The sequence below is a fragment of the Sphingopyxis sp. MC1 genome, from assembly GCF_000371385.1.
GTDB classification, from domain to species: domain Bacteria; phylum Pseudomonadota; class Alphaproteobacteria; order Sphingomonadales; family Sphingomonadaceae; genus Sphingopyxis; species Sphingopyxis terrae.
In genome coordinates this window covers 26,848-53,611 of sequence record NZ_AOUN01000017.1, presented here as the reverse complement: position 1 = coordinate 53,611, position 26,764 = coordinate 26,848, and the positions used below count along the sequence as shown (strand labels likewise).

Here is a 26,764-nt window from a genome sequence, read left to right as displayed (position 1 = left end):
CAGGCGGGGGCGACGGCATAGGTTCGGACGATTATTTCGCCAGGTCGCGCAGCAGGCTGTCCCAATGCGCGAGCGCGCCGGGGATGGCATCGACCGGCACCCGCTCGTTGAGCCCGTGCGCGTAGCTGTCGCTCGCCTTCGAAAACAGGCCCGCGACGCCATAGCTCGGGACGCCCAGCATGCGGAAATGATAGCTGTCGGTCGCCCCTGCGCTCATCGACGGGATGATCGGCAGGCCCGGGAAGCGCGCATGGACCGCCTTCGTCACCGCCGCCATGACATCGGGGCGTAGCGGCGAGGCGTCGCTCGCGCTCGCGTCGGGATCGGGCTTCACCGCCACCGCGGGGTCGGCGATCACCCGTTCGAGTTCGGCGCGCACCGCCTCGACCGGCACGCCAGGGAAGATGCGGCAGTTGATATTGGCGGTCGCGCGCTGCGGCAGGGCGTTTTCGGCGTGCCCGCCGTTGACCAGCGTCGGGACGCAGGTGGTGCCGATCTGGCCGACATATTCGGGGTCGGCGGTAATCGTCGCGATCGCCGCCGCGTCGGCGGGGTTTGCGGCAAAGGTCTTGAGCGCTGCGCCGATTGCACCGCCGACCTGATCGGCAACGATCGGCATACCGACCTTGGTCAGTTCGTTCTGCTGCGGCTTGAAATGATAGGCGCCCACCTTGGCGAGTGCATTCGACAATTGAACGATGGCATTGGTCGGCGACGGGCGCGAGCTGTGACCGCCGGGGTTCGTGACCTCCAGCGTGAAGTCGGCATAGGTTTTTTCGCCCGCCTGCAGCCCGTAATATTTCGCCTTGCCGTCTTCACCGATCAGGCCGCCGCCGCCGTCGCCGTTGAGCGCGAGTTCGGCGCCCTTATATTTGGCGGCGAGCGCACGCGTCGTCGTCATCGACGTTTCCTCGTCGCCCGAAAGCAGCAGGATGATCGAGCGCTTGGGCTTGAAGCCGTCCTTCTTGAGCTGCGCCATGGTAGCGACCATCATCGCGACGTCGAATTTATTGTCCTCCGACCCGCGCCCGAAAATATAGCCATTCTCCTCGACCGGCACGAACGGATCGCGCGTCCAGTCCTTTGCGTCGGCCTCGACGACATCCATATGGCCGAGCAGCAGGATCGGCTTTTCCTTCGTCGTTCCCTGCAGCGTGGCGGCGAAGGTCGCGGTTTCGCCCATCGGGGTGATGACGATGTCGCTGTCGGCATAGCCCGCCGCCTTCAGCACCCCGGCATAATAGGCCGCAAGTTCGGGCACCTTGCCGCGTCCCGCGACGGTCGGAATCGCGACGCTGTCGATCAGGATCTTCTTCGCGGCACCCGTATCGGCAGGTTTGGCATGGACGGGCGCGGCGGCCAGCAAGGCGGCGGCGAGGGCGAGCGGAGCAGTAAGGGTGCGCATGGCTCGCGACTATGGCGCCTGCGCGCCGGCGCGCAAGACCCGAAGTTGAGCCGATGCCCCGCGGGCGATGCCGGTCAAGCCGGTGTGAGTTCGCTCGCAAGCTTGAGCACGCAGCGCCCGTCGAGCATTTCGATCAGATAGGCGGGATTCGCCGCGCTCCCGTTGCGCACGATCCGGCTACCCTTGATCGTGCGTTCGACCCGGCGGTCGAAGCGCTCGGCGATCACGCCGCGACCTTCGCCGCGGCCCCATTGCCAGCACACCATCGTGCCGACCGGAAAATCGCGGTCGGTCAGGCGCCGAACGAGGCCGGCTTTTCGCCGACGACTTCGAGCGCCGGGGGCGCCTTGGCCGCACCCGCACGGCGATGCGACAGCTTGCCGTCGACCTTGCCGCCATTTTCGATCGTGATCGTTTCGTAGGTCACGTCGCCGGTGATCCGCGCGCTGGCGTGGATGATCAGCGTCTTGGCCTCGATCGACCCGTCGACCAGACCCGCAAGCTTGGCGGTTTCGGCGACGACACCGCCCTTGATCTCGCTCGCCTCGCCCTGGACGAGGTTGGCGCATTTCAGGTCGCCTTCGATCTTGCCGTCGACGTGCAGATCGACGGTGGCCGACACATTGCCGGTGATGACCACATCCGACCCGATGATCGAGAAGGTGGTATGACGCGCGCCGGTCGCCATCTTAGCGGGCACCGGCGGAAGCGAGGGCGCCGACTCGCTGCCGGGCGTCGTCTTTGACTTCGAGAACATCGGCTTTGGCCTCCAGAAAACGCCGCGGATTGACCGCGACCCCGTTCAAACGGACTTCGAAATGCAAATGGCTGCCGGTCGAGCGGCCGGTGCTGCCCATGCGGGCGATCTGCTGCCCCGCGGTGACGCGGTCGCCCACTTTGGCGTTGAAACCCGACAAATGGGCGTAGCGGGTCAGGATGCCCTGGCCATGATCGACCTCGACGACATTGCCATAGCCCGACTTCTGGCCGACGAAGCTGACGCGCCCGGGTGCGGCAGCGAGGATCGGCGTGCCGATCGGGCCGGGGAAATCGAGCCCGGCGTGCATCGCACCGGCGCCGGTGAAGGGATCGCTGCGATAGCCATAGCTCGATGAGAGCATCAGCACATGCGCCGGCTGACCCGAAGGGATCGCGACGAGCGTGCGTTCGAACACTTCCATACGGAACAGCGCGCCTTCGAGCGCGGCGAAGCTGGTGCCGAGCGCGCCCGCATTGCCGCCGCGGCGCTGGAAGGGGATGAGCGGACCACCACGACCCGACGAGGCGTCGCGAACGAGCGCGCGCGGATCGAGCCCGAGCTTGGCGACTGCGCTTTCGGCCTTGGCGGCGCGGGCGTTGACCGCGGCTAGCAGGCGCGACGAAAAAGCCTCCTGCCGCGCCTCGATGCGCGCGAGCGCCTGCGCTTCGGGGGGCAGGCGCGGATCGATGGCGCTGGTCTTGAGCGGCGTCGCGGCGGCGCCGTCGCCTTTAGCATCGCCGGCCGCTTTCGCCGGCGCGGGCAGCGCTTCGTTGCCGAAATAATCCTGCTGCCACTGTTCGAGCTGCTTTTGCCGCTCGTCGAGGTCGGCGGCGATTTCACCGACGCGGTCGCGATAGCGCGCGATGCGCTGCTCGGCAGCCGCGGCAGCCGCCTGCTTCTGCGCGACTTCGGCGCGCTCGTCGGCAGTGAGCAGCTGGTTGACGAACACGGCGAGCGTAATCGCAGCCCAAGCGAGCAGCACCGCGCCGGCGATCAGCGCAACGCGCTTTTGCCAAACGGCGCTGATACGCAGAAACCGGACATGGCCGTGCGTGCGAATGAAGATTTCATGGTCCTGGAACAGCGCATTGAAACGCTGGCGCCAATGGCGCAGACCCGTCGATTGGGAAGACAAGCTACGACCCCGTCTTGTTGTTCTGATGGAGCCCTCCGCCCCGACTTGGTGGGGCCTTTACCAGCGCCGGCGGAGCATCGCGACTCTTCAGCGGCCGAGTCGGGTTGAATCGAACCTGACTCGCGGTGAACGGTGTCAAACCGTCGCAACTATGATCGATCGGGCGGCATTTTCGCCGCGAATCGGGGATTATCGTTGACGGCTTGCTTACCATTTCGGCCTAGGACGAGGGGGTGACCCATATGCCCGATCTTGCCGTTCCGGCGGCCGCCGAGACGGCGGCTGACGCCATCGAAGCGCCCGCTTCGCGCCCCCGATCAGCGGTCAGCGCCGGGGTCGGGATCGTCGGTATCCTGGGCCTGTTTTCCTATCTGCTGATCGCGCGCTATGCGCCCGAAATTGCCGCCTATCTGGGCGTCGACTGGGGACAGCGCGGGCCGATGAACGGCCCCAATTCGGCGATCGCCAGCGTCCTTGCCTGCGGCGTTCCGATGGTCCTGTGGTCGCTGTTCGTCGACAAGGTGCACCGCAATCCGTCGACCGGCATCGACTGGTCGCTGCGCCGCCCCTGGCGCGAGACGATCGACATCAGCCTGACCAAGATCGCCGGCTTGTGGACGACCTGGGCGCTGATCGCCGGATTCTATGCCTTGATGCGCTACTATTGGGAGGGCAATTACGCCTTCTCGATGGACCTGCTCGAACGGGTGGTGCCGTGGCTGCTGCTCGTATCGGTGCCCTATATGCTGTGGCTCGACCGCCGCATGGTCGAACCGCGCGACGGCTGTTACCAGTTCGGACGCTGGCTGATCGCGCCCCGGCAGGCGGGACGCGCCCAGCCGGTCGATGGGCGCGCGATCGCGCATCATCTGCGCGCCTGGGCGGTGAAGGGGTTCTTCACCGCCTTCATGCTGTCGATCGTGCCGGGCAATTTCTCGTCGCTGGCCAGCGTGCCGATGCGCGACGTCCTCGCCAATCCCTATATGACCGGCATCTGGACGATCAACCTGCTCTATCTGGTCGATGTCCATGTCGCGACCGTCGGCTATATCCTGACCCTCAAGCCGCTCGACGCGCATATCCGCACCGCCAATCCCTATGGCATGGCGTGGGTCGCGGCGCTGGTCTGCTACCCGCCCTTCATTCTGATGAACGGCGGGCCGCTCGACTATACGGTGAACGGGTCCGACTGGGGCTATTGGCTTCAGGGGCACGACACGCTGATGACATTGTGGGGCGTGGCGCTGGTCTTTCTGGTCGGCATCTACGCCTGGGCGACGATGGCGTTCGGCATCCGCTTTTCAAACCTGACCCACCGCGGCGTCATCACCCACGGTCCCTATGCCTTCACGCGGCACCCCGCCTATGTGTCGAAGAATCTGAGCTGGTGGATCGGCTCGCTGCCCTTCCTCGTCACATCGGGCAGCGCCGCCGACGCGGTGCGCAACACCATCCTGCTCGCAGCGGTCAGCGGCGTCTATTACTGGCGCGCCAAGACCGAGGAAAAGCATCTGCTCGGCGATCCCGCCTATCAGGCCTATTGGGCCTGGGCGCAGCGCAACGCCCTCGTCCCGCGCCTGTTCGCGAAGCTGAGCGGCCGCGCGTTGCCGCGGATACGGCTCGATCCCGATCCGCGCGTCGGGCCAGTCGCCTGACCGCCCGCCGGACGCGCTGTCAGGCGGCTTTCCAGCCCTTCGGCGCGGGCGTCTTGGGCTTGTAACGGCACAGATCGGCGACCGGGCAGCGCCAGCATTCGGGGGTGCGCGCCTTGCAGATATAACGGCCGTGCAGGATCAGCCAGTGGTGCGCGCCGACGCGAAAGGGCTGCGGCGTTTCCTTGTCGAGCTTTTTTTCGACTGCGAGAGGCGTCTTGCCGGGCGCAAGGCCGGTGCGGTTACCGACGCGAAAAATATGCGTGTCGACCGCAAAGGTCTCCGCCCCGAAGGCGCAGTTCATCACGACATTGGCGGTCTTGCGCCCCACCCCCGGCAATTCGACCAGCGTATCGCGGTCGGCAGGCACTTCGCCGCCATGGTCGCGGACGAGAATTTCGCTGAGCGCGATGACATTCTTCGCCTTCGCGTTGAACAGACCGATCGTCTTGATGTGCTGCTTGAGGCCGTCTTCGCCAAGGTCGACCATCTGCTGCGGGGTCTTCACGTCCTGAAACAGCTTCCGCGTCGCCTTGTTCACCCCGACATCGGTCGCCTGCGCCGACAGCACCACCGCGACGAGCAGCTGGTACGTGTTGCCAAATTCCAGTTCGGTTTCCGGACTCGGGTTGAGTTCGGCAAGGCGGCGATAGAATTCGAAGATGTCGGCCTTCTTCATTCGGCCGCGGGCGGGTGCGCCGCCTTCCAGTCCATCGCGACGCGCACGCGCCGTTCGACCGAAGGATGGTCGTAAAAGATCGTCTCCTCGACCGCGCCGGGGCGCGGGTTGCGATATTCGGCGGTCTTGACGAGCGCGGTGGCGAGCGCATCGGGACGGTTTTCGGTCTTGAGCGAATAGAGGTCGGCCTCGCTCTCATCGACGCGGATCAGCGTGTTGGTGATCGGCAGCGTGACGAGGCTGAACAGCGACAGGAAGAAAAGCAGGACAGGAAAGCCGCGCGGATCGCCGATCTCGGCATCGCTGCCGAACAGCCCTGCGAGGCGCGGGAAGAACCGGTCGGCCACGAAGAAGAGCAGCGCCGCGAGCGCCGCGAAGACGAAGACCATGCGCCAGATATGGCCGAGCACATAATGGCCGATCTCGTGCCCCGTCACCGCGCGCACCTCGTCGAGCGAAGCCTTGCCGATCGCAACGTCCGAGATCGCGATGCGCGCCGAATGACCGATGCCCGAGACATTGGCGGTGAAATTGTTCGATTGGCGCGATCCGTCGAACATATAGATGCGGTCAGCCGGTATGTCGGCCTTTGCCGCCATCTCGACGAGCGCATCGCGCACCGGCCCTTCGGGAACCGGCGTATATTTGTTGAACAGGGGCTCGATCGCGATCGGCGCGACGAGCAGGAAGGCCGAAATGGCGATCGCCGCCAGCCCGCCCGACCAGATCCACCAGCGCTTGCCCGTGCGCCGGATCAGCGCATAGACGCCGAGGAAGAAGAGCCCGCCGAGCAGCGCGGTGATGACGGTCGAGATCGCCGCCTGACCGAGCCAGTCGCCGAGCGGCTGGCTGGTGCGATCATAGGCGGTCTCGCGAATCCAGCCGGTGTAGATGTCCCACGGCAGAGTGACGAGCGCCGAGAGCAGGAAGAAGACCGCGCACAGCACCCAGGTCCGCAGCGCCCAGCCGCGCCGGGCCAGACGCGCATCGATGCGATCGAGAATCCGCAGCCGCACGAAAAGCAGGGTCACGGCCGCCGCGACGAGCAAGCCCCACAAGAGCAGCCAGTGATTGCCGTGCGTATAGGCGGCGGCCTTCGCCAGCGCCTGCGGCCCCAGGCTGTCGATGTAGCGCGCGGTTTCGGCGGCTGGGTTCATCGCGATATCTCCCCTCAACTTTGGCGGCGATGCCGTATTAGGAGAGCAATACGCCGAAATGGGCGCGCCGCAAGCCCGTTCAGAGGCCGAGCACCTGCGGCATCGTGTAGCGGCCCGGCGGCTGATGGATCAGCCACAGCGCCGCCCGCACAGCGCCGCGCGCGAAGATCATGCGGTTTTCGGCGCGATGCGACAGGGTGATCATTTCCTCCGGCCCGGCGAAGATGACATCATGGTCGCCCGCGATGGTCCCGCCGCGCAGCGATGCGAAGCCGATCTTGCCATGGCCACGCGCCCCGGTGACGCCATCGCGGCCCCGTTCGGAGCAGCGGTCGAGGCTGATGCCGCGCCCCTCGGCGGCTGCCTGACCAAGTAGCAGGGCGGTGCCGCTCGGCGAATCGACCTTCATCCGGTGATGCATTTCCAGCACCTCGATATCCCAATCGGCGTCGAGCCGCGCCGCCGCCTCGCGCACCAGATGCGCAAGCAGCGTGACGCCAAGCGAAGTATTGCCCGTCTGGAGCACCGCGATATCCTTTGCGGCATCGTCGATCAGATAATGGTGACGCTCCTCAAGCCCCGTCGTGCCGATGACGATGGGCTTCCTTGCGGCAAGGCAGGCATCGAGCGTCGCCTCCAGCGCGCCGGGCGACGAGAAATCGACGAGCACATCGGCGGCGGCAACGAGCCGCGCGACATCGCCGCCCTTGTCGACGCCGCAGCTGCGCTGCCCCGCCTCCGAAATCGCGGCGGCGAGCGCGACGCCCATCCGTCCCTGACTGCCGATGATGCCGATGCTCGTCATGACGCGTCCCCTTACCCCATCCCCCTTAGCGCTTCGGATCGCGCGAAGTCGAGGCACCGTTCGCCCCGTGCGGGCCGGATTGACGAAAATGGATGAAGCCGCCGGTGCGTCCCGATAGAGAGGCCGCATGAGCGGCGTCCATAACATCGTGATCCTGACCGGCGCGGGCGTGTCGGCCGAAAGCGGTATCGACACCTTCCGTGACGGCGGGCTTTGGGAACAGCACCGGGTTGAGGATGTGGCGACGCCCGAAGCCTTCGTCCGCGATCCCGATCTGGTCCACCGCTTTTACGATGCGCGCCGCGCCGCGATCCAGACCAAACAGCCCAACGCCGCCCATGCTGCGCTGGCACGGCTCGACGCGCATTGGCCCGGCGAGCTCCTGATCGTGACGCAAAATGTCGACGATCTTCACGAGCGCGCGGGCGCGAAGCGGTTGATCCACATGCACGGCGAACATCTGAACGCGTGGTGCACCGCGTGCGACCGCCGCAGTCCGTGGACCGGCACGCTGATCGACCGGCCCGCCTGCCCGGCGTGCGGCATGGTCGGCTATCTGCGCCCCGACGTCGTGTGGTTCGGCGAGATGCCCTATCGGATGGACGACATATATCGCGCCATCAACCGCGCCGACCTGTTCGTTTCCATCGGCACCTCCGGCGCGGTCTATCCCGCCGCGGGTTTCGTGCGCGAAGCGCGGCAGGCGGGTGCCCGCACGCTCGAGCTCAACATGGAGCCGAGCCAGGGCAGCTACTGGTTCGACGAGGCGCGGCAGGGACCGGCGACACAGCTGGTGCCGCAATGGGTCGATCAATTGCTGGGATTTTGACCGTCAGCGCCGCGCCGCGAAGAAATCGCGGAGCAGCGTCGCCGCTTCGCCGGCACCGATCCCGTCGTAGATTTCGGGGCGATGATGGATCGTCGGCTGCGCGAAGACGCGCGGACCATGCGCGACCGCCCCGCCCTTCGGATCGTCGGCGCCATAATAGAGGCGCGCGATTCGGGCATGGGCGATGGCGCCCGCGCACATCGCACAGGGTTCCAGCGTGACATAGAGGTCACAGCCGTCGAGCCGCTCGTTGCCGAGCTTCGCCGCGGCCGCCCGAATCGCTACAATCTCCGCATGCGCGGTGGGATCGTGCGATTCGCGCGGGCGGTTATGGCCTTCGGCCACGATCGCCCCGTCCTTGACGACGACCGCACCGACCGGCACTTCGCCCCAATCGGCGGCGATCCGGGCAAGGTCGAGCGCGCGGCGCATGGGTTCGGGAAGCGGGAAACGGGTTGGCATCATCTTTTCCTGCTGCGCAGGAAAGCCCGGCACCGGCCCGCTCCTCCACCCGGCCTCCCCCAGCTTGCTATCGTCGGGGAGGCCGGGTGGGGGAGCGCGCCGGTGCCGCCTTCCACGTCAGTGGAATCTGCCCTAATGACTTGACGAATCTCCGGCAAGCCGATAAGCGCGCGCCTTTCCCGGCCCACCCGGTCCCTTCGGCGCCTTTCGCGCCAACCGGCACGCCGCCCAGATTTTGTAAGGAAGAAGACGATGTCGCGCATTTGCGAACTGACCGGCAAGGGCCGCCAGGTTGGCCACAATGTCAGCCACGCCAACAACAAGACCAAGCGTACCTTCCTGCCCAACCTGCAGAATGTGACGCTGCTGTCGGACGCGCTCGGCAAGGGCGTGAAGCTGCGCGTGTCGACCCACGGCCTGCGTTCGGTCGAACATAATGGCGGCCTCGACAACTGGCTGATGAAGACCGGCGACAATCTGCTTTCGGACAACGCCCGCAAGATCAAGAAGGAAGTCGCGAAGAAGCTGGCCGAAAAGGCCGCCTGATTCGTCCTTCGACGTGCTGCGACAAAAAGGCCGCCGGTTTTACCGCGCGGCCTTTTTGCTGCCCGGCAGGTCGACGAGTTCGAATTCGACGAGCAGGCTGCGCTGCCAGGCGTTGAAATTATTGTCCGCGACGAGCCACACGAACGTGCGGCCATCCCGCCGCATAACGGCCGCCCCTTCATAATTGTCGGCGAGCGGCGCCGGAACCTGACCGATCGCCACCGACCGGACGACAGCGTCCTTCGCGATATCGGCGGGGTCGACGATCGCGAGGGTCGTCGTGAAGATCGGGGAAAGACCCAGCCGCCGGTGAACCAGCAGAACGCGGCCGTCGGGTAGCGGCGCGGCGTCGCTGACCAGCCCCTTTCCTTCAGCATCATAGAAGAAGCGCAGCGGCGCCGGCCCCGGTGCGGCCGGGTCGCCCGTGTAGAGCAGCGCCTCTCGTCCCCGCGGATCGCTATGCGCGTCTTCGGAAAAGATCAGGGTTCGGCCGTCGGCCAGCCGGGCCATCGCCTCCGGCCCGCTGTTCGACGGCCAGGCCGGTTCGGGCAAGGCGCGGCGCGATTCGACATGTGTCAGCGTCGGATCGAGTCGCCAGACCTGGTTGAGCCCTTCGAGCGCCAGCCAGGTTCGTCCGCTTTGCCGGTCGACCAGCATCGATTCGACATCGCTCTGCGATTTGTAGCGCCCACCACCGGTCGGTGACGCGATCGTGCCGATATGCGCCGCGCGCGGATGCCCCTCGTCGGTCAGGGTCATGCGGACCAGGACGCCGTTATCGCCGGCAATCTGAAACCGGTCGGGTCCGGTCAGCGCCAGCGCCGAAAAGCCGCCGAACATGGCATTGGGGCTGACGAGGCGCCAGCCGCGCACGAAGCGCAGCATCCCGGTCTGGCCCGCCGGATAGACCAGGGGCCGCGCCTCGATCCGCTGAGAGGTGCGGTCCATGACACGCAACCGCTGCTCGGTTCCGGGCAGCGGGCCGAGTATGAGGAAGATAGCGGCGGCGGAGAGAAGGCGGCGCATCGCCGCGGCGATAGGCGCGAACCTTCCTTGCAGGCAAGCCCGGCGTCCGGGCGCGCGAAGCTGAACGAATGCCAACAATGATGTTCAGGCTTCCCTCAAGCCGAATCGGGCAAAACCCCTTCATCGACCCACCGCCCGCACCGGGCAGACACAAGAGATTGAAGGAGAAAGACGATGAAAAAGATGATGACGCTCTCCCTCGCCGCCCTGATGTCGACCGCGACGCTGGGCGTGGCGACGCCGGCCGCCGCCCAGCAGGGCTATTACGACGGCAGCTACGGCACCTATTACAGCGGCTATGGTCGCGACGACCGTCGCCACGACCGTTACGACCGCCGCTATGACCGCCGCGACTATCGGGCCGACCGCCGCTACGATCGTCGCTACGACCGCCGCAATTATCGCCAGTGCGACAATGGCACGGGCGGCACCATCATCGGCGCGATCGCGGGCGGCCTCGCCGGCCATGAAATCGCCGGCCGCGGCGACCGCACCGTCGGCACGATCATCGGCGGCGCCGTCGGCGCCATCGCCGGCCGCGCCATCGACAAGGGCAATGACGGCTGCCGTCGCTAAGGCAGGCCCGAGCCCCAACAAAAGACAGTCTCCCTTGCCCCGTCCGGCCCCGCGCCGGGCGGGGTTTTGCTGCGCCATGCACCTTGCCATCGCGCCGGGGCGCGCCTAGGTTCGGTCCCAAGTGCACGCCCGCGGCTGATCGCGGGTGGGTGAGTTGAGACAGGTCATTTAAATCATGCGGCAAATGGCAGCGCCATCGGGCCGACCGCCGCGGTCAGGACAGGCGGCAAAGGGACGAAACAAGACGGCACCGCCCCCGCGGCCCGTGCCGGTCGTACGGCCGCGCAGCTATGCCGCCATCGACCTTGGCACCAATAATTGCCGTTTGCTGATCGCGCGCCCGCAGGAAGGCGAACTGGTCGTCATCGACGCTTTTTCGCGCATCGTGCGCCTCGGCGAAGGGCTGCACAGCACCGGCCGGATCAGCGAAGCCGCGATGGACCGCACCGTCGCCGCGCTCGCCATCTGTGCCGACAAGCTGCGCCGCCGCCATGTCACCCTGTCACGCGCGGTGGCGACCGAGGCGTGCCGCCGCGCCGCCAACGGGGTCGAACTGGCCGACCGGGTGCGCCGCGAAACCGGTATCGTGCTCGACATCATCTCGGCCGCCGAGGAAGCGCGACTCGCCGCGCTGGGTTGCCACAATCTGATGGAACCCGGCGACGGTCCGGCGCTGATCTTTGACATCGGCGGCGGTTCGACCGAGCTGATGCACGTCGATATATCCGACCATGATGTTGCGATCCGCGACTGGATCAGCGTGCCGTGGGGCGTCGTCTCGCTGACCGAACATGCGCCGCCGAGCGAGGATAATCTCTCGGCCCGGCAGGCGAGCTATGCGCATATGCGCGCGGTGACGCGCGAGGCCTTCGCCGGTTTCGCCGAACGGGTGAAGTGCTACGAAGGCCAGCCGCTGCGCCTGCTCGGCACGAGCGGCACGGTAACGACCCTGGCGAGCGTCTTCCTCGATCTGCCGCGATATGATCGGCGCGCGGTCGACGGGCTGGTCGTTCCCACCGACGCGATGCGCGACATCAGCCGCCGGCTGGCAGAGGCGAGCCTCGACGATCGCGCCGAAATCGCCTGCATCGGCCGCGAGCGCGCCGACCTCGTCGTCGCGGGCTGCGCGATCCTTGAAAGCATTATCGATCTGTGGCCCGCGCTGCGCGTCGGCGTTGCCGATCGCGGCATCCGCGAAGGGATATTGCGCACGCTGGCGATGCAGGGGCGCGACATTCCGGTCACCCGGCGCGAGTATCGCAAATGAGCGGGCGCAAGGGCGGAGGCGGAAGCGCCAGCGGGCGCGGCGGACTGCACGAGCGCGTCAAGACCGCGCGTCGGCGCACCGCATCCTCGACGCGCTGGCTGCAGCGCCAGCTCAACGACCCCTATGTCCGGCGTGCGCAGGCCGAAGGCTATCGCTCGCGCGCCGCGTACAAGCTGATCGAGCTCGACGACAAATTCGGCTTCCTCAAGAAGGCGCGCGCGGTCGTCGATCTGGGCATCACCCCCGGCGGCTGGTCGCAGGTGGTGCGCAAGGCCAACCCCCGCGCGCGCGTTGCCGGTATCGACCTGCTCGCCTGCGAACCGATCGAAGGCGTCGCGATCCTCGAGATGGATTTCATGGACGACGCCGCCCCCGACGCGCTGATCGAGGCGCTCGGCAGCGCACCCGACCTCGTCATCTCCGACATGGCAGCCAACACCGTCGGCCACCCGCAGACCGACCATCTGCGTACTATCGCTCTCGCCGAGACGGCCGCCGATTTTGCGGTCCAGACGCTGTTGCCCGGCGGTGCCTTCGTTGCCAAGGTGTTCGCCGGCGGCGCCGACCGCGAATTGCTGACGCTGCTCAAGCAGAATTTCGCGAGCGTGAAACATGCGAAGCCGCCTGCAAGCCGCAAGGGGTCGCCCGAGCTATATGTGATCGCGCAAGGGTTCAAAGGACGCGGCGATACCGCGCCGGAGCATGACGAAGGGGAGTAGGGACATGGCGAAACCGAGGGTGCCGCTGACCGCATTGACGATGGCGGCGCTGATGCTTGCCTCGTGCGGAGGCGGAGGCGGCAGCACGGCGGGGAGCGGGCCGGTAACGGTCACCCCGACACCCAGCCCGACCCCCACGCCGACCGCAAGCTGCGGCCTGTCGGCACAGCAGGCCTTTGCCAAGTCGGTGATCGACGAATGGTATCTCTTCCCGAACGACGTCGCGACGAACGTCAATCCGGCCAGCTATTCGACGGTGCAGGATTATATCGACGCGCTGGTGGCGCCTGCGCGGGCGCAGAGCAAGGATCGCTATTTCACCTACGTCACCTCGATCGCCGAAGAAGAGGCCTATTATAGCAGCGGGTCGAGCGCCGGTTTCGGCGTTCGTCTGACCTACGATCCGTCGACCCAGCGCGTGATTATCGCCGAAGCCTATGAAGGCGCCCCCGCCCTCGCCGCCGGGATCGATCGCGGCACGCAGATATTGGCGATCGGGACCAGCGCCGCCAATCTGCGCAGCGTCGCCGACATCGTCGCGAGCGAAGGGACCGCGGGCATCACCAATGCCTTGGGGCCGAGCGACCCCGGCGTTACGCGCCTGCTGCGGATCAGCGATGCGGGCGGTACCCGCGATGTCAGCGTCACCAAGGCCGACTATAATATCGACCCCGTGTCCGACCGCTATGGCGCCAAGGTGATCACCGAAGGCGGCCAGAGCTATGGCTATATCAACCTGCGGACCTTCATCAGTTCGGCCGATGATCAACTGAAGGACGCTTTCCTGAATTTCCGCAACCAGGGGATCACCAATGTCGTGGTCGATCTGCGCTACAATGGCGGGGGCCTTGTCGCGACCGCCGAGTTGTTCGGGGACCTGCTCGGCCGCAACCGCGCGGCAAGCGATGTCTTTTCGCGGACCAGCTTTCGCGCGTCGAAATCCGCGAACGACAAGACCCACAATTTCACGCCGACCGCGCAGTCGATCGCACCGACGCGCATCGCCTTCATCGGCACCGGATCGACCGCGTCGGCGAGCGAACTGGTTATCAACGGCATGTTGCCCTGGCTCGGCACCAATATGACGCTCGTCGGCAGCAATACCTATGGCAAGCCCGTCGGCCAGATCGCGCTCGACAAGAGCGAATGCGACGAGCGGATGCGCGTGATCGCCTTTTCGACGGGCAATGCGAGCGGGCCGAGCGACTATTTTACCGGTTTGGCGCCCAAGATAGCGAACAGCTGCGCCGCCGCGGACGATCTCGATTATCCGCTCGGCGACGTGCGCGAGGCATCGGTGCGCGCCGCCATCGATTTCCTGTCGGGACAAAGCTGCACGGCGCGGATCGCAAGCGCATCCGCCGGCATTGCCGCGCGCAGCTTCGCCGCCGCACCCGCCGCGCCGGAGATGCTGATGCCGGCCGATCCCCGCGCCGCGCAGCGCGAACTGCCGGGCCTGTTCTGACGGAGCAGCGCGAAGGAGCATAGCCATGGCCTCGATCTTCCTGCCGCGGTCGATCCGCATCGGCGGCGGCACGATCGCCGAGCTTCCGGCGGCGCTCGCCCAGTTCGGCCTCGCCGCTCCGGCGATCCTGACCGACCCTTTCCTTGCGCAGAACGGCACGCTCGACCGGCTGCTGACAATCCTCGCCGCCGCGGGGATCGCGGCGCGCGCCTATTGCGACGTCATTTCCGACCCCACGGTCGCATCGGTCGAGGCGGCGCGCAGCTTTGTCGCCGAAGCGGCGCATGACAGCGTGATCGCGCTCGGCGGCGGCAGCCCCATCGATACGGCGAAGGCGGTCGCCGTGCTCGCCGTACGCGGCGGCACAATGCGCGAGCGCAAGGTGCCGCATCAGGAAGATGCCCCAGCCCTGCCGATCGTCGCGATCCCGACCACCGCCGGCACCGGATCCGAAGCGACGCGCGTGACGGTCATCACCGATGAGGCCAATGACGAAAAGATGCTGTGCGCGGGCCTCGCCTATCTGCCGACCATCGCGATCGTCGACTATGAGCTCACCCTGACCAAGCCGCTGCGCCTGACCGCCGACACCGGGATCGACGCGCTGACCCACGCTATCGAGGCTTATGTGTCGCGGCTCGCCAATCCTTTCTCGGACGGCATGGCGCTCGCCGCGATGCGCGCGATCTGGCCCAATTTGCGCACCGCCTGCGCCGAACCCGGCAATCGCGCGGCGCGCGAGGCGATGATGGCGGGGTCGCTGCAGGCCGGAATCGCCTTCTCCAACGCCTCGGTCGCCCTCGTCCACGGCATGAGCCGCCCGATCGGCGCGCATTTCCATGTCGCGCACGGCCTGTCGAATGCGATGCTGCTGCCCGCGGTCACCGCCTGGTCGGCGCCGGCGGCGCTGCCGCGCTACGCCGACTGCGCGCGCGCGATGGGGCTGGCCGCCGAAGGCGAAGGCGACCAGGCGGCGGTGGCGCGGCTGGTCGAAGCGCTGCGCGACGTCAACCGCGACCTCGCGGTCCCGACCCCCAAAAGCTATGGTATCGACGAAGCGCGCTGGACCGAATTGCTGCCCCTAATGGCCGAACAGGCGCTCGCATCGGGATCCCCGGGCAACAATCCCCGCATCCCCGACACCGCGACGATCGAGGCGCTGTACCGCGAAGCCTGGGCCTGACCGGCCCGTCTTGGCTATTTCCGATGTCGGGAAAAACTGGAGCGGGCGAAGGGATTCGAACCCTCGACCCCAACCTTGGCAACTTGATCGTGACACTTTTCGATTTCTTCCTTTTCTACGCCACTGCCCCATAATTGCTTATTTTCTTGAGATTATCTCTACGACGCCCTATCCTCGACTAGCCGCTGGAGTACCGTTCAGCGCTGACAATTTGTTGACAATTGCGTGATCTGAGATTTTGTCAGCAAGAGGAGTGGCAACATGCCGACGAGCAAGCTGACAAAGCGTACGATCGACGCGGTGGTATCGCCCGCCTCGAAACAACTCATCTATTGGGACACCGAGATTAAGGGATTCGGACTTCGCGTTCTCCCATCGGGCCTGAAGACCTTCATCGTTCAATACCGCAATGCCGAGGGCATTCAGCGGCGCATGAACCTGGGCCGCTTTGGCGTGCTCACCGTCGAGCAAGCGCGTGATCTCGCGCGGCTGAAGTTGGCGGAGGTCATCGTCGGCGGAGATCCAGCGGACAAGGTCCGGCAGTCGCGCAACGGCATGACGGTGGCCGAGATGTGCGATTGGTATCTCACTGAAGCACGGGCCGGGAACATCCTCGGACGAAAAAGCCTTCCGATAAAGTCATCATCGCTCGACATGGACGAGAGTCGCATAAAGACGCACATCGTCCCGCTGCTCGGAAAACGTGTCGTGAAGCATCTGAAAATTGCCGATGTCGAACAGATGCAGACCGATGTGAAGAACGGAAAGACTGCCAAGCCGCGCACCGGAGGCCGCGGTGGCAGGGCGACCGGCGGTCCCGGCGTCGCGGGTCGCTGCGTCGGAACGCTCCAGGCAATCATTGGTCATGCGAAGCACAAAGGCCTGCTCGAGGTCCATCCGACGCTGGGAGCAAAGAAGCTCGCGGGAAAGAAAAGGACTCGTCGTTTGAGCGTGGCCGAGATCATGATGATGGGAAAGGCGATCGCCTACGCTGAAGCCAATGGGGAGAACCCGATCGCCCTCGGTGTGTTGCGAGGACTATTGCTCACCGGCTATCGGCGGCAAGAAGCGCAAGCAATGCAGCGAGCCTGGCTCCATGCCGGTCGCGGATACGTTGTCTTTCCGGATACCAAGGGCGGAGCGCAAGTAAGAGCGATCGGACCGGCCGCCATCCGCATTCTGGAAGCTCAGGTGGAGATAGTCGGCAATTCCCACTTCTTTCCGTCCGCAGCGGGCGATGGCCCATTCACGGCTGTTAGCGACTGCCTGAAACGGGTTTGCGGCTTGGCGGGTATCACGGGAGTTACACCGCATACGCTTCGCCATACCTTCGGAAGCGTTGCCGGAGATTTGGGATTCTCCGAGCTTACGATCCGGGCAATGCTGGGTCATGCCTCGCAGAATGTAACTCAAGACTATGTCCACATCGACGAGGCGCTAAAGCTTGCCGTGCAGCGAACGTCCGACGAGATTGCACGATTGCTTGACATCGGCACTGACGCAAAAATGGAAATGGCGCGACAGTGAGTGCTCAAACGCGGCTGGCCGGCTGCGCCAGTCAGCTTTCGGGCGCGGATGGAGAAATAGCCGATGGCCCAAAAGGCTCGCCGAACAGGGTGCTTGCGATTGCGGTTGCCGCGATCGCCCCGGCGAATTGCGCAACAACAAACATTGGAACGTCATGCGGCGCGATACCCGCAAATGTGTTCGACAGGCCGCGCACCACGGTGATCGCCGGATTTGCAAAGCTCGTCAATGACGTGAACCAGTAAGCAGCGGTGATATAGAGCCCGACCGACGCCGCCACGGCCTGTGGCTTGTATCTCGCGGTACCGAGGATCGTCAGTACGAGGCCGAAGGTCGCAACGAACTCGGCGGTCCACTGCCCCAATCCGGTTCTCGCCTTTGTCGAAAACTGTAAGATCGGAAGGTCGAACATCAGATGCCCGGCCCACGCGCCGAAAATGCCGAAGGCAAGCTGAGCAACGACATATGCACCGGCGTCGAGCTAAGCTTGCGCACCCGGAAGCGGTGTTCGAGGAGGGCTTCGAGATCGCCGGCGGTGTCGACAGCACCCGGGTGAAGCATGTCGGCCCCTTCATCCAGTTCGGCCCTGATCAGGCGGCAGAGCGCCTGCACGTCTCCCCGCGCCGAGGCGACGCACCGATATCCTAACCTGGACGCAGATGATCCGCGGCCCCTAAGTTCATGTCGATCTCCATTCCGGATAGGCATCGGCGATCGTGCCGGGCATGATGCCATGCTGGATCTCGCCCCATTGCTCGATGCAGCGCTGCTCGAGCCAGGCATTGAACGCCGCAAGGTCAGGGAAGAGCGGTAAAGGCTGCCACAGCCGGCGCCGGGCATTCTGGACGTTCTTCTCGACCCGACCCTTCTCCCATCCGGCCGCGGGATTACAGAACTGCGGTTCGAACAGGTAATGGCTGGCCAGCGCCGAGAACCGGGCGATGGCCTGGCGCACCTTGCCGGCGCCGATTCAGCCGACCGCGGTCTTCATGTTGTCGGCGATCCCGGCGCAATCTGTCTGATTTGCGGGTGCCGATAAATTCGGACGATCTGAAGCCCGATATCTACTATAGACACCCGACCCGGACGATACCGGTGCGCAGCCGTGTTCGGCTGTGAAGCAGCAGATTGCGATAAAGCGAGCGATTAAGGTTCGCGGGCAGCGGAAGACCTTCGACCACGAGCGCGCGCGCAGATATCATCAATGGTAATTCATGGATTCAAATTTTTTCAGTCAGCTCGGGCACGATCTTGAACAGGTCGCCAACGAGGCCAATGTCGGCGACCTGGAAGATCGGCGCATCCTCGTCCTTGTTGATGGCGATGATGGTCTTGCTGTCCTTCATGCCCGCGAGATGCTGGATCGCGCCCGAGATGCCGACCGCGACATAGACTTCGGGAGCGACGATTTTGCCGGTCTGGCCGACTTGATAGTCGTTGGGCACATAGCCCGCATCGACCGCGGCGCGCGATGCGCCGACGGCGGCACCGAGCTTGTCGGCAAGCGGGAAGATGAGCTGCTCGAAGGTCTCGCCGTCCTTGAGCGCGCGACCGCCCGACACGATGACCTTGGCGCTGGTCAGTTCGGGCCGCTCGGACTTGGCGATCTCGGCGCCGACGAAGCTGCTCAGCCCCTTGTCGCCGGTCGAGGCCACCGCCTCGACCGTGCCGCTGCCGCCTTCGGTCGCGGCCTTCTCGAACGCGGTTCCGCGCACGGTGATGACCTTCCTGTCGTCCTTCGAGCGGACGGTCGCGATGGCGTTGCCCGCATAAGTGGGGCGCGTGAAGGTGTCCTCGCTCTCGACCGAGAGGATGTCGCTGATCTGCATCACGTCGAGCAGCGCGGCGACGCGCGGCGCGATGTTCTTGCCGTTCGAGGTGGCAGGCGCGACGAAGGCGTCGTGATGGCCCATCAGCTCGACGACCAAAGGCGCGACATTCTCTGCCAGCGCGTTGGCATAGGCGGCATCGTCGGCGACATGGACCTTGCCCACGCCCGCGATCCTCGCCGCCTGTTCGGCGACCGCGCCACAGCCCGAGCCGGCAACGAGGAGATGCACCTCGCCCAGCTTCGATGCGGCAGTCACTGTCGCGAGTGTCGCGTCCTTGACGACCGCATTGTCATGTTCAACCCAGACCAGCGTTTTCATCACGTTTGTTCCTTCAACCGTTCGCCCTGAGCCTGTCGAAGGGCTGTTCTTCTCAAGAAGTGCGGGGCTTCGACAAGCTCAGCCCGAACGGGATCTTCAGCCAGCGACACCCATCGCCTTGAGCTTGGTGACCAGCTCGTCGACATCGGCCACCTTGATGCCCGCAGTGCGCCCCGCAGGCTCCGCCACCTTGAGCGTTTCCAGGCGCGGCGCGACATCGACGCCGTAATCGGAGGGGGTTTTCTGCACCAACGGCTTGGACTTCGCCTTCATGATGTTGGGCAGCGAGGCATAGCGCGGCTCGTTGAGGCGAAGGTCGGTGGTGATGATCGCGGGCGTGCTGAGCTTCACGGTCTCAAGGCCGCCGTCTACCTCACGCGTGACTGACACCTTGTCACCCTCGACCTCGACCTTGCTGGCGAAGGTGCCCTGCGGCAGGCCCAGCAGCGCGGCGAGCATCTGGCCCGTCTGGTTGCTATCATCGTCGATCGCCTGCTTGCCGAGGATGACGAGACCTGCCTGTTCCTCTTCCTGAACCTTCGCAAGCAGCTTGGCGACGCCCAGCGGCTCGACCTCGGAGCCCGCGCCTTCTGGGGTCTGGATCAGGATCGCGCGGTCCGCACCCATCGCCAGCGCGGTACGCAGTGTCTCCTGCGCCTTGGCCGGCCCCACCGACACCGCCACGATCTCGGTCGCCACACCCTTTTCCTTGAGGCGAATGGCTTCCTCGACCGCGATCTCATCGAACGGGTTTATGCTCATCTTCACGTTCGACAGATCGACACCCGTGCCGTCCGCCTTCACCCGCGGCTTCACATTGTAATCGATCACCCGCTTCACGGGTACGAGCGCTTTCATACCGGTAGATCTCCGTTCATGGTATATGATCCGCGCAGATCGAGCGCTGCCGATCGCCTGTGGCGGGGCGTCTCGCCACAGCTTTCGTAACAGCACATCGTCAAGACTTCAGGCCTCGACGGAACTGCTATTTCGGATGACCTTGCTTAGAGGCCAGTTTCAGACTTCAGTTTCCAACCTTCGACGTCGGGTTCAAAGTAGACGCCCGTGGGCCCGCAGAAATGGCTGCCCAGCACAAGCACGTCGTTTTCGCACCATTCCGTCAGGGACGACAGTCGGGTCGCTTCTGCCGCATCGGGATCGACGCAGACGTGCGAACACACCTTGGTATGGCGAGCCTGGATCGGGTGATGGATCATGTCGCCCGTAATGACGGCATGCTTTCCTTGTGAGGAAATGTGAATGCTGCAGTGCCCATTGGTGTGTCCCGGCGTTGGCACAAGGCTGATCTCATCGCACAGACGGTGATCGACCTCCACGAAGTCCGCCAGCCCCGCATCGAGAATCGGCTGGATGGAATCCTCGAACGCATTGACCGATGTTTGCCAGGTATCCGCCTTGGCATCTTCGAATTCGCCTTTCGCGAACAGATACCGGGCGTTGGCGAAAGTCGGCACCCATTTTCCATCGACGAGGCGCGTATTCCAGCCGACATGATCGAAATGAAGGTGCGTGCACAGCACGACATCGATGCTTTCGGGCGGGAAGCCTGCCTGTTCGAGGTCCTCGAGGAAGGGCCCGTCGCGCATGTGATAGATGGCTGCCCCCTCCCGGTCCTTGCCGTTGCCGAGGCACGGGTCGACCATGATCGTCATCCCCCCGACCTCAAGGAGGAACGCCTGGATGTTCATCATGATGTTGCCGTCCGCGTCGGCGTGATCGGGCATCAGCCAGTCATGCGTCTGGACCGCCGTGGCGTCAATTTGCAGGATCAGGTCAGGCGGCAGCGTAACTTTCTCTACCTCGATCACGCGGGTGATACGAACGTCTCCGATCTGCCAGCGCCTGAAGACGATGTTTCCGGCTGCCATATCGTTCATTTATTATACTCCGCAGTGAAGTCCGCCCAGGCAAAGCAGCCAGGCAATTGCGAAAAAAACGTTCCGGTCGGTCAGGCGACCGGTCCTATCCGACCAGTCGGACTGCCATGCCAAAGGCGTTGAACCCTCCGGCATGGCAGCGATGTGTACGAAGTTCAGCGCCTACCCCGGCCAGCTGCCGACCGCAGGACGAGCGGGGCCGGTGGGCGATCCCGCCGCACCTCGCAGGCAGGCGCGCAGCCTCAATATTCGAAGCGCAGTTCGGCGCCCAATACGCGCCCCTTGTTGAGCGGCGTGAAGCTCGTTCCCGCGAACAACGGGTTGTTCATTCCGAAGTTTTTCTTGTCGAGCAGGTTCTTGCCGTAAACCGCAACGGTCAGCCCGGTGTTGCCGATGCCGACTGACAGGTTGGCATCGATCTTGTCCGTCGGCAAGAGCTTGTAGACGTTGATGTCGTTCGAAAAGGCGGAATCGATGTGCTGGTACGATACCCGTGCCGCGACCTGGTTCGTGCCCATCTCGGTACGATAGAGAACCGAGGCACCGTAGGACCAGGGCGAAAGGTAGGGCAGTTCCAGGTCATACTGGTCCGGCGTGACCGCGCCGCCATTACGGAAGCCGATGCGGATTTCGTCGAACTTGCTGTCCAGGTAGCCTACATTGCCAGACAGTTGCAGGCTGTCGGTAACGTCGTAAGTCGCCTCGAACTCGACGCCCTTGATGGTCACGTCGGCCGTGTTGACGGTCGTCTGAATATTGCCGAGCACCGGATCGAGGATGGCGAGATCGCGTTGCAGGTCCTTGAACTTGTTCATAAAAGCGGCCAGCCGGAAACGGAGACGGCTGTCGAAAAGCTTTTGTTTCCAGCCGATCTCGAAGCTGTCCGCAACTTCCTGGTCGTAAGGTCCCGGCGGTGCGGACTTGGTCACGTGGCGCAAGTTGTAGCCGCCCGAACGGAACCCCTTGGTATAGGTGCCATAGATGTTGGTCAGGTCGGTCGGGCGGAAGGCCAGGCCGAGCTTGGGCGTGAATGAGTCCCAGGTCTCCTCGCCCGAGAAATCCACCAGCGGACAGGAATAATCGCCGGTGTTGCAGGCAGCCGAAGGCGACAAGGCCTGCGTCACCGCCTTCTTGTGCTCCTTGGAATAGCGGGCACCGAGCATCAGCGTCAGCTTATCGGTCACGGCGATATCGAAGTTGCTGAAGAATGCGTAAGTCCAGCTGTCCTGCACGCCGCCGCCTTCGAGATGCAGCGGATTGGGCGTCGCCAGATCGCGTGTTTCGACGTAGCGCAGCTTGTCGGTGTAGTAGAACGCACCGATCGTCGCGGATACCGGCCCGAACGTGCCGGCATAACGCAATTCGTCCGAGAGCTGCTGCTGCCGGATGTAGACGGCAAGGTGAGCGGTGGGCGGTGTCGGCGACGAATCGATATCGCCGAGCGAATCGGAATCGACATGCCTCCAGCCGATGATGTTGGTGATGACGCCATCGCCGATCGCCGTGTACAGGTTGGTTTCCAGCGTGACGTTCGTGAACTCGGTGTTGTTGAAACCTTCCTCGTTCAGCGCCACGCGGAAATCGTCTTTGTCGGGGAAGAGAAAACGGTTCTGGCTGACGACGCCATCTCCGTTCGACTTGCCATATTCGAAACGCAGAACCGCCTCGCCCGGCCCATCGGGTCGCAGCGCCAGCGCACCGTGCACGAGCGTGGTCTTGCGCTGGCCGAGGTGGTCGTTACCGTTGGCGATGTTTTCGAAATAACCCTCGTCGCGGTTATAGAATGCGCCCAGCTTCGCCGAGACGACGCCATTGGCCGTGATGGGCCCGCTGACGAGTGCCGATGCGGTGTAATTCGGACCGCTCTCGATCCCCGCCCGCGCCGAGATCCGCAGTTCGTCGGTAGGTTTGCGCGTCGTGATCAGGATCGCACCGCCGGTCACGTTTCGACCGAACAAAAGACCCTGGGGCCCGCGCAGGACCTCGATCGATTCGATGTCGAAGTTGTTGGATAGGGCGACACCCGCGTTGGCGCCCAGATAGACCCCGTCCACGAAAACGCCGACCGTCGGCGTCGACGACGGGATCGAGCTGTAGATGCCCATTCCGCGGATCGAGAAATTGTTCACGCCCGGGTTGGTGTTCTGGTTGTTGAGATTGACGTTCGGAATGACCGCGCTCAGGTCGGAAATCGTCTGGATGTTGGCCTGTTGCAGCTGCTCGGAACCAAGCGCGGTTACCGCCAGCGCACTGTTCTGGACGCTTTGGCCCACCGCCCGCTTGCTGCCGGTGACGATGATTTCGGATTCGTTGACAGGCGCGCCCGACGGTTCAAGACCGGCAGCCGTTTCCGGGCCCCGCTTTGCCGCGGCACCGGATGTGGCGTCCTGCGCCCAGGCGCCCTGCGCGGCGAAGATAGACAAGACCGAGACACAAACACAGCTGTGCGCAATCGTCGTGCGTTTCATGACAACTCCCAAGGATATTATGGTTCTCGGGAATGAGCATATGCATTCCGGTCCGATGCGTGGGCATAAGAAAAGGGCATCGTCGCCATAATTCCCGCGCATTGTCCGGGCATCTCAGCCGGTGCACGACAGCCGATCAGGCGGCGGTGAATTTGCTCGCGTTCTCCGCCCGCTCCACCGAATCGCCGTGCAGAACGGCACCCAGGCGGGGCATCGCCGCGATCTTGGGCGCCATTTCCGTTACGCGCCGAACGAAGCCCTCCGCCTTGCGATCCTCCAGCAGCACGGTGCGGACGACCAGACTGATTACCCTGCGCATTTCCGGCCTCACCGGTAAGGTGGCCAAAGTTCCCTTCAACATCTTGCCGTAGAAGCCGCAGGTCGGCAGCAAGGTATAGCCAAATCCCTGCTCGACCAGTTCGATGATCGTTATCGCACCGTCCACTTCCATCGCGGGGTGGAACTGGTGTTTCGCACGGGTAAAGGCAGCATCGGTGAGATGGCGCAAGGCATGGTTCTTCGACGGCATGATGAGATCGATCTCGGCAAGATCGTCGATAGACGCGAAGCCCTTCTGAAACAGCGGAAGCTTCGCTGCGGCGGCGTTCCCCACCAGAAACAGCGGCTCGATCCACAAGGGAATGATGGTCACGTCGGCGTGTTCGTGGCTAGGCGCGTCCACGATTGCGATGTCGAGCATTCCGTCGAGAAGCTGGTCGGTGATGTGCCGGCTCACGTTCTCTACGATATGCAGCGAAACATCGGGATAGAGCGCGTTATACTCGCGCAGCAATTCGGGCATCATGATCTGGGCCAACGGGTATTGTGCGGCGACGTGCAGGCTTCCGGTCACATGATCGGAAAAGGTCGCGATCTCACGGCGGATATCGTCAAGCTCGGCCTCAAGAGTGTCGGTTCGCCGCACCAGGACCTCGCCCGCCGGCGTCAGCGCTACGCCGCGCGGGCTTCGCCGCAGCAGCTGCACGCCAAGCTCATGCTCCAGCTTCTGGACCTGCCGGGTCAGAGCCGGCTGGGCTATGCGGAGATGCGCAGCCGCCTTACCCATCGTGCCATGATGGGCGATCGCTTTGAAATAGCGAATTTCCTTTAGGTCCATGACGTCCTCTCACCTTGCCTACGCCATGCACGGCGTCGGCAATTGTCATGCCCTGACTGGCATGTATCAGGAACGAGACTGAACCTGTGGCGCCAGCAAGTCCAGCGCTACGAATGATTTTGCCGCGATTGGCCGGTGCCGGACGACTGCGGGTCAGTCGAGATCGACTTCGGCGCGCATGCATTCGGCACCGTCGACGTCGAGCGACCACATTTCGTACCCCCCTTCCCTTTCGGCGAGGCACAGCTGAAAGGGCTTTCCGGCAACGAGCGGGCGTTCAGCCCTGAAGGAAAAACGCAACGGCGACCGTTCCGGGCACCGGGCGAGCGCATGATAAAGCAGCATGGTGGCCTGATACGGTCCATGCACCAACAGGCCCGGATACCCTTCGACATCGCGGACGTAATCAAGATCGTAGTGGATTCGGTGACCGTTGAAGGTCAGCGCGGAATAGCGGAACAGGGCGACAATATCGGGATCGACAACCTGCGTGAACTGCGACGTTCGATCGCTCGCCTTGCCGGCCGAATAGGGCGGCGCTTTCTCCAGAAACACGATATCCTGTCGTTCGCTGATCGCGTCGCGACCAGCGACCGATATGACGTGCGAGACGGTTACGAAGACAAGCGCCCCCGCCTTGCCGTTTTTGCGCTCGAAATTCTCGACAACCGTGCGTCGCACCGCTTTTTCCCCAAGCGGTGCGGGTTCGAGGAAGTGCACCTCACCACCGGCCCACATGCGGCGCGAGAACGTGCTCGCGCCATCGCGCCGGGGATGGCCATCGGCACCCATACGCGACTGTCGGTCAGCAGGAAGGAAATGGAGCCAATGGCCAAGCGGCGGCAATGCTCCTGGCTCCCCGGGCAGACGGTCGACATCGAATAGCGCGGCGAGCCGTTCGACGGCTGACGCGCTGAACATGTCTTCCTGGTGCTGGTCGACCAGGGCGAAAGCTGCCGCCTGGGCCGCGATCCGCGTACGGCTCGCCTCGGTTTCGAGGTCTGTCATGGCGCCGCCCTTTCCTTCATCCACTCTCGCGATGCTCGAATGCCACGATATTGCGGTCAAGCTCGATAGCGTTTCGGCATGTGCAGCATTGCACGACGGTATCACCTCGGTCCGCGCGATCTCCTATGGTGGCAATTAATACCCGCCTTCCGCGCCGCGCGTGGCGAGGCAGGGGGTGGAGCGCCGGCCGAAATTGCAGCGGCGCTAGATGCAGCACGGAGGATGCATGAAGATTGGTATCGTGGGCGCAGGCTATGTCGGCCGCGCTGTTGCCGAACTGGCGTCAAGAGCCGGTTGCGAGGTCAGGATCAGCAATTCACGAGGCCCGCGCACGCTGTCGTCCGTCGGGGTCGCGACGGGGGCGACCCCGGCGACGATCGAAGATGCGGTCGCTTTTGCGGACATCGTCCTTGTTGCCATTCCCTTCGCCAATCGCGAAGATTTGCCCGCCGAGCTCTTTGCGCGCAAGATCGTGATCGATGCGAACAACTATTACCCTCAGCGCGACGGTAATATCGACGCGCTCGACGCGATGACGACCACGACCAGCGAGTTGATGCAGGCAGCCCTTCCCGGCGCACGGCTCGTCAAAGGGTTCAACGCCATCCTCGCCACCGACATCGTGCCGGACGCGCGACCGACCGGCACGCCCGATCGCCGCGCCTTGCCGATCGCGGGAGACGACGCCGAAGTGAAGGCTGCGGTCGCACAGTTTCATGACCTGATCGGGTTCGACGCCCACGATGCGGGAAGCCTGGCCGACAGCTGGCGCTTCGAGCGTGCCAAACCAGCTTATTGCGTGGCCCTTGACGAAGACGGACTCGTAGCCGCGCTGGCGGCGGCGGATCGCGCCGAGGAGGCAGCGGAAGGGTCCTGGCGTGGTTGAACCGCGCACGCTTGGCCAAGTGAATATGTTTCATCAAATACCCG

The 26,764-nt window shown here is 64.4% G+C and carries 26 protein-coding genes and 2 pseudogenes; 10 read left to right on the top strand and 18 right to left on the bottom strand.

All coding sequences use genetic code 11. From position 1 onward, the window contains the following. Positions 1-31 precede the first annotated feature (31 nt). The 4 genes from EBMC1_RS15820 to EBMC1_RS15805 all read right to left on the bottom strand — a co-directional run bounded on the left by EBMC1_RS15820 (position 32) and on the right by EBMC1_RS15805 (position 3,300). Positions 32-1,405 (bottom strand): M20/M25/M40 family metallo-hydrolase, encoded by a 1,374-nt coding sequence (locus EBMC1_RS15820; RefSeq protein ID WP_003050722.1) that lies wholly within the window; start codon positions 1,403-1,405, stop codon positions 32-34. Positions 1,406-1,479: 74 nt separating this feature from the next. Further along, positions 1,480-1,671, bottom strand: a complete 192-nt coding sequence (locus EBMC1_RS15815; protein ID WP_003050720.1) for a DUF2945 domain-containing protein — start codon at positions 1,669-1,671, stop codon at positions 1,480-1,482. Positions 1,672-1,697: 26 nt separating this feature from the next. Further along, on the bottom strand, positions 1,698-2,093 hold the full coding sequence (locus EBMC1_RS15810) for a bactofilin family protein (RefSeq protein ID WP_120694129.1): 396 nt from the start codon (positions 2,091-2,093) through the stop codon (positions 1,698-1,700). 1 nt (position 2,094) lies between these two features. After that, on the bottom strand, positions 2,095-3,300 hold the full coding sequence (locus EBMC1_RS15805) for a M23 family metallopeptidase (RefSeq protein WP_003050711.1): 1,206 nt from the start codon (positions 3,298-3,300) through the stop codon (positions 2,095-2,097). A gap of 242 nt (positions 3,301-3,542) precedes the next feature. Here EBMC1_RS15805 and EBMC1_RS15800 point away from each other — a divergent pair, with 242 nt between their 5' ends. After that, positions 3,543-4,955 carry a methyltransferase family protein gene (locus EBMC1_RS15800; protein ID WP_003050709.1) on the top strand — a complete coding sequence of 471 codons (1,413 nt, stop codon included), beginning with the start codon at positions 3,543-3,545 and terminating at the stop codon, positions 4,953-4,955. A 19-nt stretch (positions 4,956-4,974) separates the two neighbouring features. On the opposite strand, the gene nth is transcribed toward EBMC1_RS15800, so the two are convergent. The 3 genes from nth to dapB form a co-directional block, all read right to left on the bottom strand. Continuing rightward, complete coding sequence (gene nth, locus EBMC1_RS15795; RefSeq protein WP_003050704.1) at positions 4,975-5,631, bottom strand: endonuclease III; 657 nt, start codon at positions 5,629-5,631, stop codon at positions 4,975-4,977. Beyond that, on the bottom strand, positions 5,628-6,788 hold the full coding sequence (locus tag EBMC1_RS15790; RefSeq protein ID WP_003050702.1) for a M48 family metalloprotease: 1,161 nt from the start codon (positions 6,786-6,788) through the stop codon (positions 5,628-5,630). Before EBMC1_RS15790 ends, nth begins: the two co-directional genes overlap by 4 nt. 79 nt (positions 6,789-6,867) lie before the next feature. Further along, on the bottom strand, positions 6,868-7,593 hold the full coding sequence (gene dapB / locus EBMC1_RS15785; protein WP_003050699.1) for a 4-hydroxy-tetrahydrodipicolinate reductase: 726 nt from the start codon (positions 7,591-7,593) through the stop codon (positions 6,868-6,870). 127 nt (positions 7,594-7,720) lie between these two features. Between dapB and EBMC1_RS15780 the strand changes: the two genes are divergently transcribed. Further along, a complete protein-coding gene (locus tag EBMC1_RS15780; protein ID WP_003050696.1) occupies positions 7,721-8,422 on the top strand; it encodes an NAD-dependent deacylase in 702 nt (233 codons plus the stop codon). Positions 8,423-8,425: 3 nt separating this feature from the next. Here the strand turns inward: EBMC1_RS15780 and tadA are convergent, their stop codons facing one another. After that, complete coding sequence (gene tadA, locus EBMC1_RS15775; RefSeq protein ID WP_040590678.1) at positions 8,426-8,884, bottom strand: tRNA adenosine(34) deaminase TadA; 459 nt, start codon at positions 8,882-8,884, stop codon at positions 8,426-8,428. A gap of 252 nt (positions 8,885-9,136) precedes the next feature. Between tadA and rpmB the strand changes: the two genes are divergently transcribed. Beyond that, positions 9,137-9,430: a 50S ribosomal protein L28 gene (gene rpmB, locus EBMC1_RS15770; protein ID WP_003050690.1), complete on the top strand. Its 294-nt coding sequence runs from the start codon at positions 9,137-9,139 to the stop codon at positions 9,428-9,430. A gap of 39 nt (positions 9,431-9,469) precedes the next feature. On the opposite strand, the gene EBMC1_RS15765 is transcribed toward rpmB, so the two are convergent. After that, complete coding sequence (locus EBMC1_RS15765; protein WP_003050687.1) at positions 9,470-10,456, bottom strand: esterase-like activity of phytase family protein; 987 nt, start codon at positions 10,454-10,456, stop codon at positions 9,470-9,472. Between the two features lie 174 nt (positions 10,457-10,630). Here EBMC1_RS15765 and EBMC1_RS15760 point away from each other — a divergent pair, with 174 nt between their 5' ends. From EBMC1_RS15760 to EBMC1_RS15735, 6 genes are all read left to right on the top strand, one after another. Next, complete coding sequence (locus EBMC1_RS15760; RefSeq protein ID WP_003050684.1) at positions 10,631-11,032, top strand: glycine zipper 2TM domain-containing protein; 402 nt, start codon at positions 10,631-10,633, stop codon at positions 11,030-11,032. A 175-nt stretch (positions 11,033-11,207) separates the two neighbouring features. After that, positions 11,208-12,299, top strand: coding sequence for a Ppx/GppA phosphatase family protein (locus EBMC1_RS15755; protein ID WP_081611226.1), 1,092 nt, complete (start codon positions 11,208-11,210; stop codon positions 12,297-12,299). Continuing rightward, positions 12,296-13,018 (top strand): RlmE family RNA methyltransferase, encoded by a 723-nt coding sequence (locus EBMC1_RS15750; RefSeq protein WP_003050676.1) that lies wholly within the window; start codon positions 12,296-12,298, stop codon positions 13,016-13,018. Before EBMC1_RS15755 ends, EBMC1_RS15750 begins: the two co-directional genes overlap by 4 nt. Before the next feature lie 4 nt (positions 13,019-13,022). Next, positions 13,023-14,483 carry a S41 family peptidase gene (locus tag EBMC1_RS15745; RefSeq protein WP_003050673.1) on the top strand — a complete coding sequence of 487 codons (1,461 nt, stop codon included), beginning with the start codon at positions 13,023-13,025 and terminating at the stop codon, positions 14,481-14,483. 25 nt (positions 14,484-14,508) lie between these two features. Beyond that, the gene (locus tag EBMC1_RS15740) at positions 14,509-15,666 is read left to right on the top strand and encodes an iron-containing alcohol dehydrogenase (RefSeq protein WP_003050670.1); all 1,158 of its coding nucleotides are present in this window, start codon (positions 14,509-14,511) and stop codon (positions 15,664-15,666) included. 261 nt (positions 15,667-15,927) lie between these two features. Beyond that, positions 15,928-17,193: a tyrosine-type recombinase/integrase gene (locus EBMC1_RS15735; RefSeq protein ID WP_003050667.1), complete on the top strand. Its 1,266-nt coding sequence runs from the start codon at positions 15,928-15,930 to the stop codon at positions 17,191-17,193. Positions 17,194-17,224: 31 nt separating this feature from the next. On the opposite strand, the pseudogene EBMC1_RS15730 reads toward EBMC1_RS15735, so the two are convergent. The 9 genes and pseudogenes from EBMC1_RS15730 to EBMC1_RS15690 all read right to left on the bottom strand — a co-directional run. Further along, positions 17,225-17,668: pseudogene (locus EBMC1_RS15730) on the bottom strand (aquaporin family protein); the annotation flags it as partial. Beyond that, positions 17,605-17,805 carry a hypothetical protein gene (locus tag EBMC1_RS15725; RefSeq protein ID WP_003050661.1) on the bottom strand — a complete coding sequence of 67 codons (201 nt, stop codon included), beginning with the start codon at positions 17,803-17,805 and terminating at the stop codon, positions 17,605-17,607. The pseudogene EBMC1_RS15730 and the gene EBMC1_RS15725, both read right to left, overlap by 64 nt. An 88-nt stretch (positions 17,806-17,893) precedes the next feature. Then, a pseudogene (locus tag EBMC1_RS15720) lies at positions 17,894-18,199 on the bottom strand (IS21 family transposase); the annotation flags it as partial. A gap of 214 nt (positions 18,200-18,413) precedes the next feature. Further along, positions 18,414-19,343 carry an electron transfer flavoprotein subunit alpha/FixB family protein gene (locus EBMC1_RS15715; protein ID WP_003050655.1) on the bottom strand — a complete coding sequence of 310 codons (930 nt, stop codon included), beginning with the start codon at positions 19,341-19,343 and terminating at the stop codon, positions 18,414-18,416. A 96-nt stretch (positions 19,344-19,439) separates the two neighbouring features. Next, positions 19,440-20,201 (bottom strand): electron transfer flavoprotein subunit beta/FixA family protein, encoded by a 762-nt coding sequence (locus tag EBMC1_RS15710; RefSeq protein WP_003050653.1) that lies wholly within the window; start codon positions 20,199-20,201, stop codon positions 19,440-19,442. 146 nt (positions 20,202-20,347) lie between these two features. Next, positions 20,348-21,241, bottom strand: a complete 894-nt coding sequence (locus EBMC1_RS15705) for an MBL fold metallo-hydrolase (protein WP_003050650.1) — start codon at positions 21,239-21,241, stop codon at positions 20,348-20,350. Between the two features lie 242 nt (positions 21,242-21,483). Further along, entirely contained in the window at positions 21,484-23,709 is a 2,226-nt protein-coding gene (locus EBMC1_RS15700) for a TonB-dependent receptor (RefSeq protein ID WP_003050647.1), read from the bottom strand. A gap of 136 nt (positions 23,710-23,845) precedes the next feature. Beyond that, on the bottom strand, positions 23,846-24,826 hold the full coding sequence (locus EBMC1_RS15695; RefSeq protein ID WP_003050644.1) for a LysR family transcriptional regulator: 981 nt from the start codon (positions 24,824-24,826) through the stop codon (positions 23,846-23,848). A gap of 153 nt (positions 24,827-24,979) precedes the next feature. Continuing rightward, on the bottom strand, positions 24,980-25,834 hold the full coding sequence (locus tag EBMC1_RS15690) for a hypothetical protein (RefSeq protein WP_003050641.1): 855 nt from the start codon (positions 25,832-25,834) through the stop codon (positions 24,980-24,982). Positions 25,835-26,060: 226 nt separating this feature from the next. Here EBMC1_RS15690 and EBMC1_RS15685 point away from each other — a divergent pair, with 226 nt between their 5' ends. Further along, positions 26,061-26,720, top strand: coding sequence for an NADPH-dependent F420 reductase (locus EBMC1_RS15685; RefSeq protein ID WP_003050640.1), 660 nt, complete (start codon positions 26,061-26,063; stop codon positions 26,718-26,720). Positions 26,721-26,764: the final 44 nt, after the last annotated feature.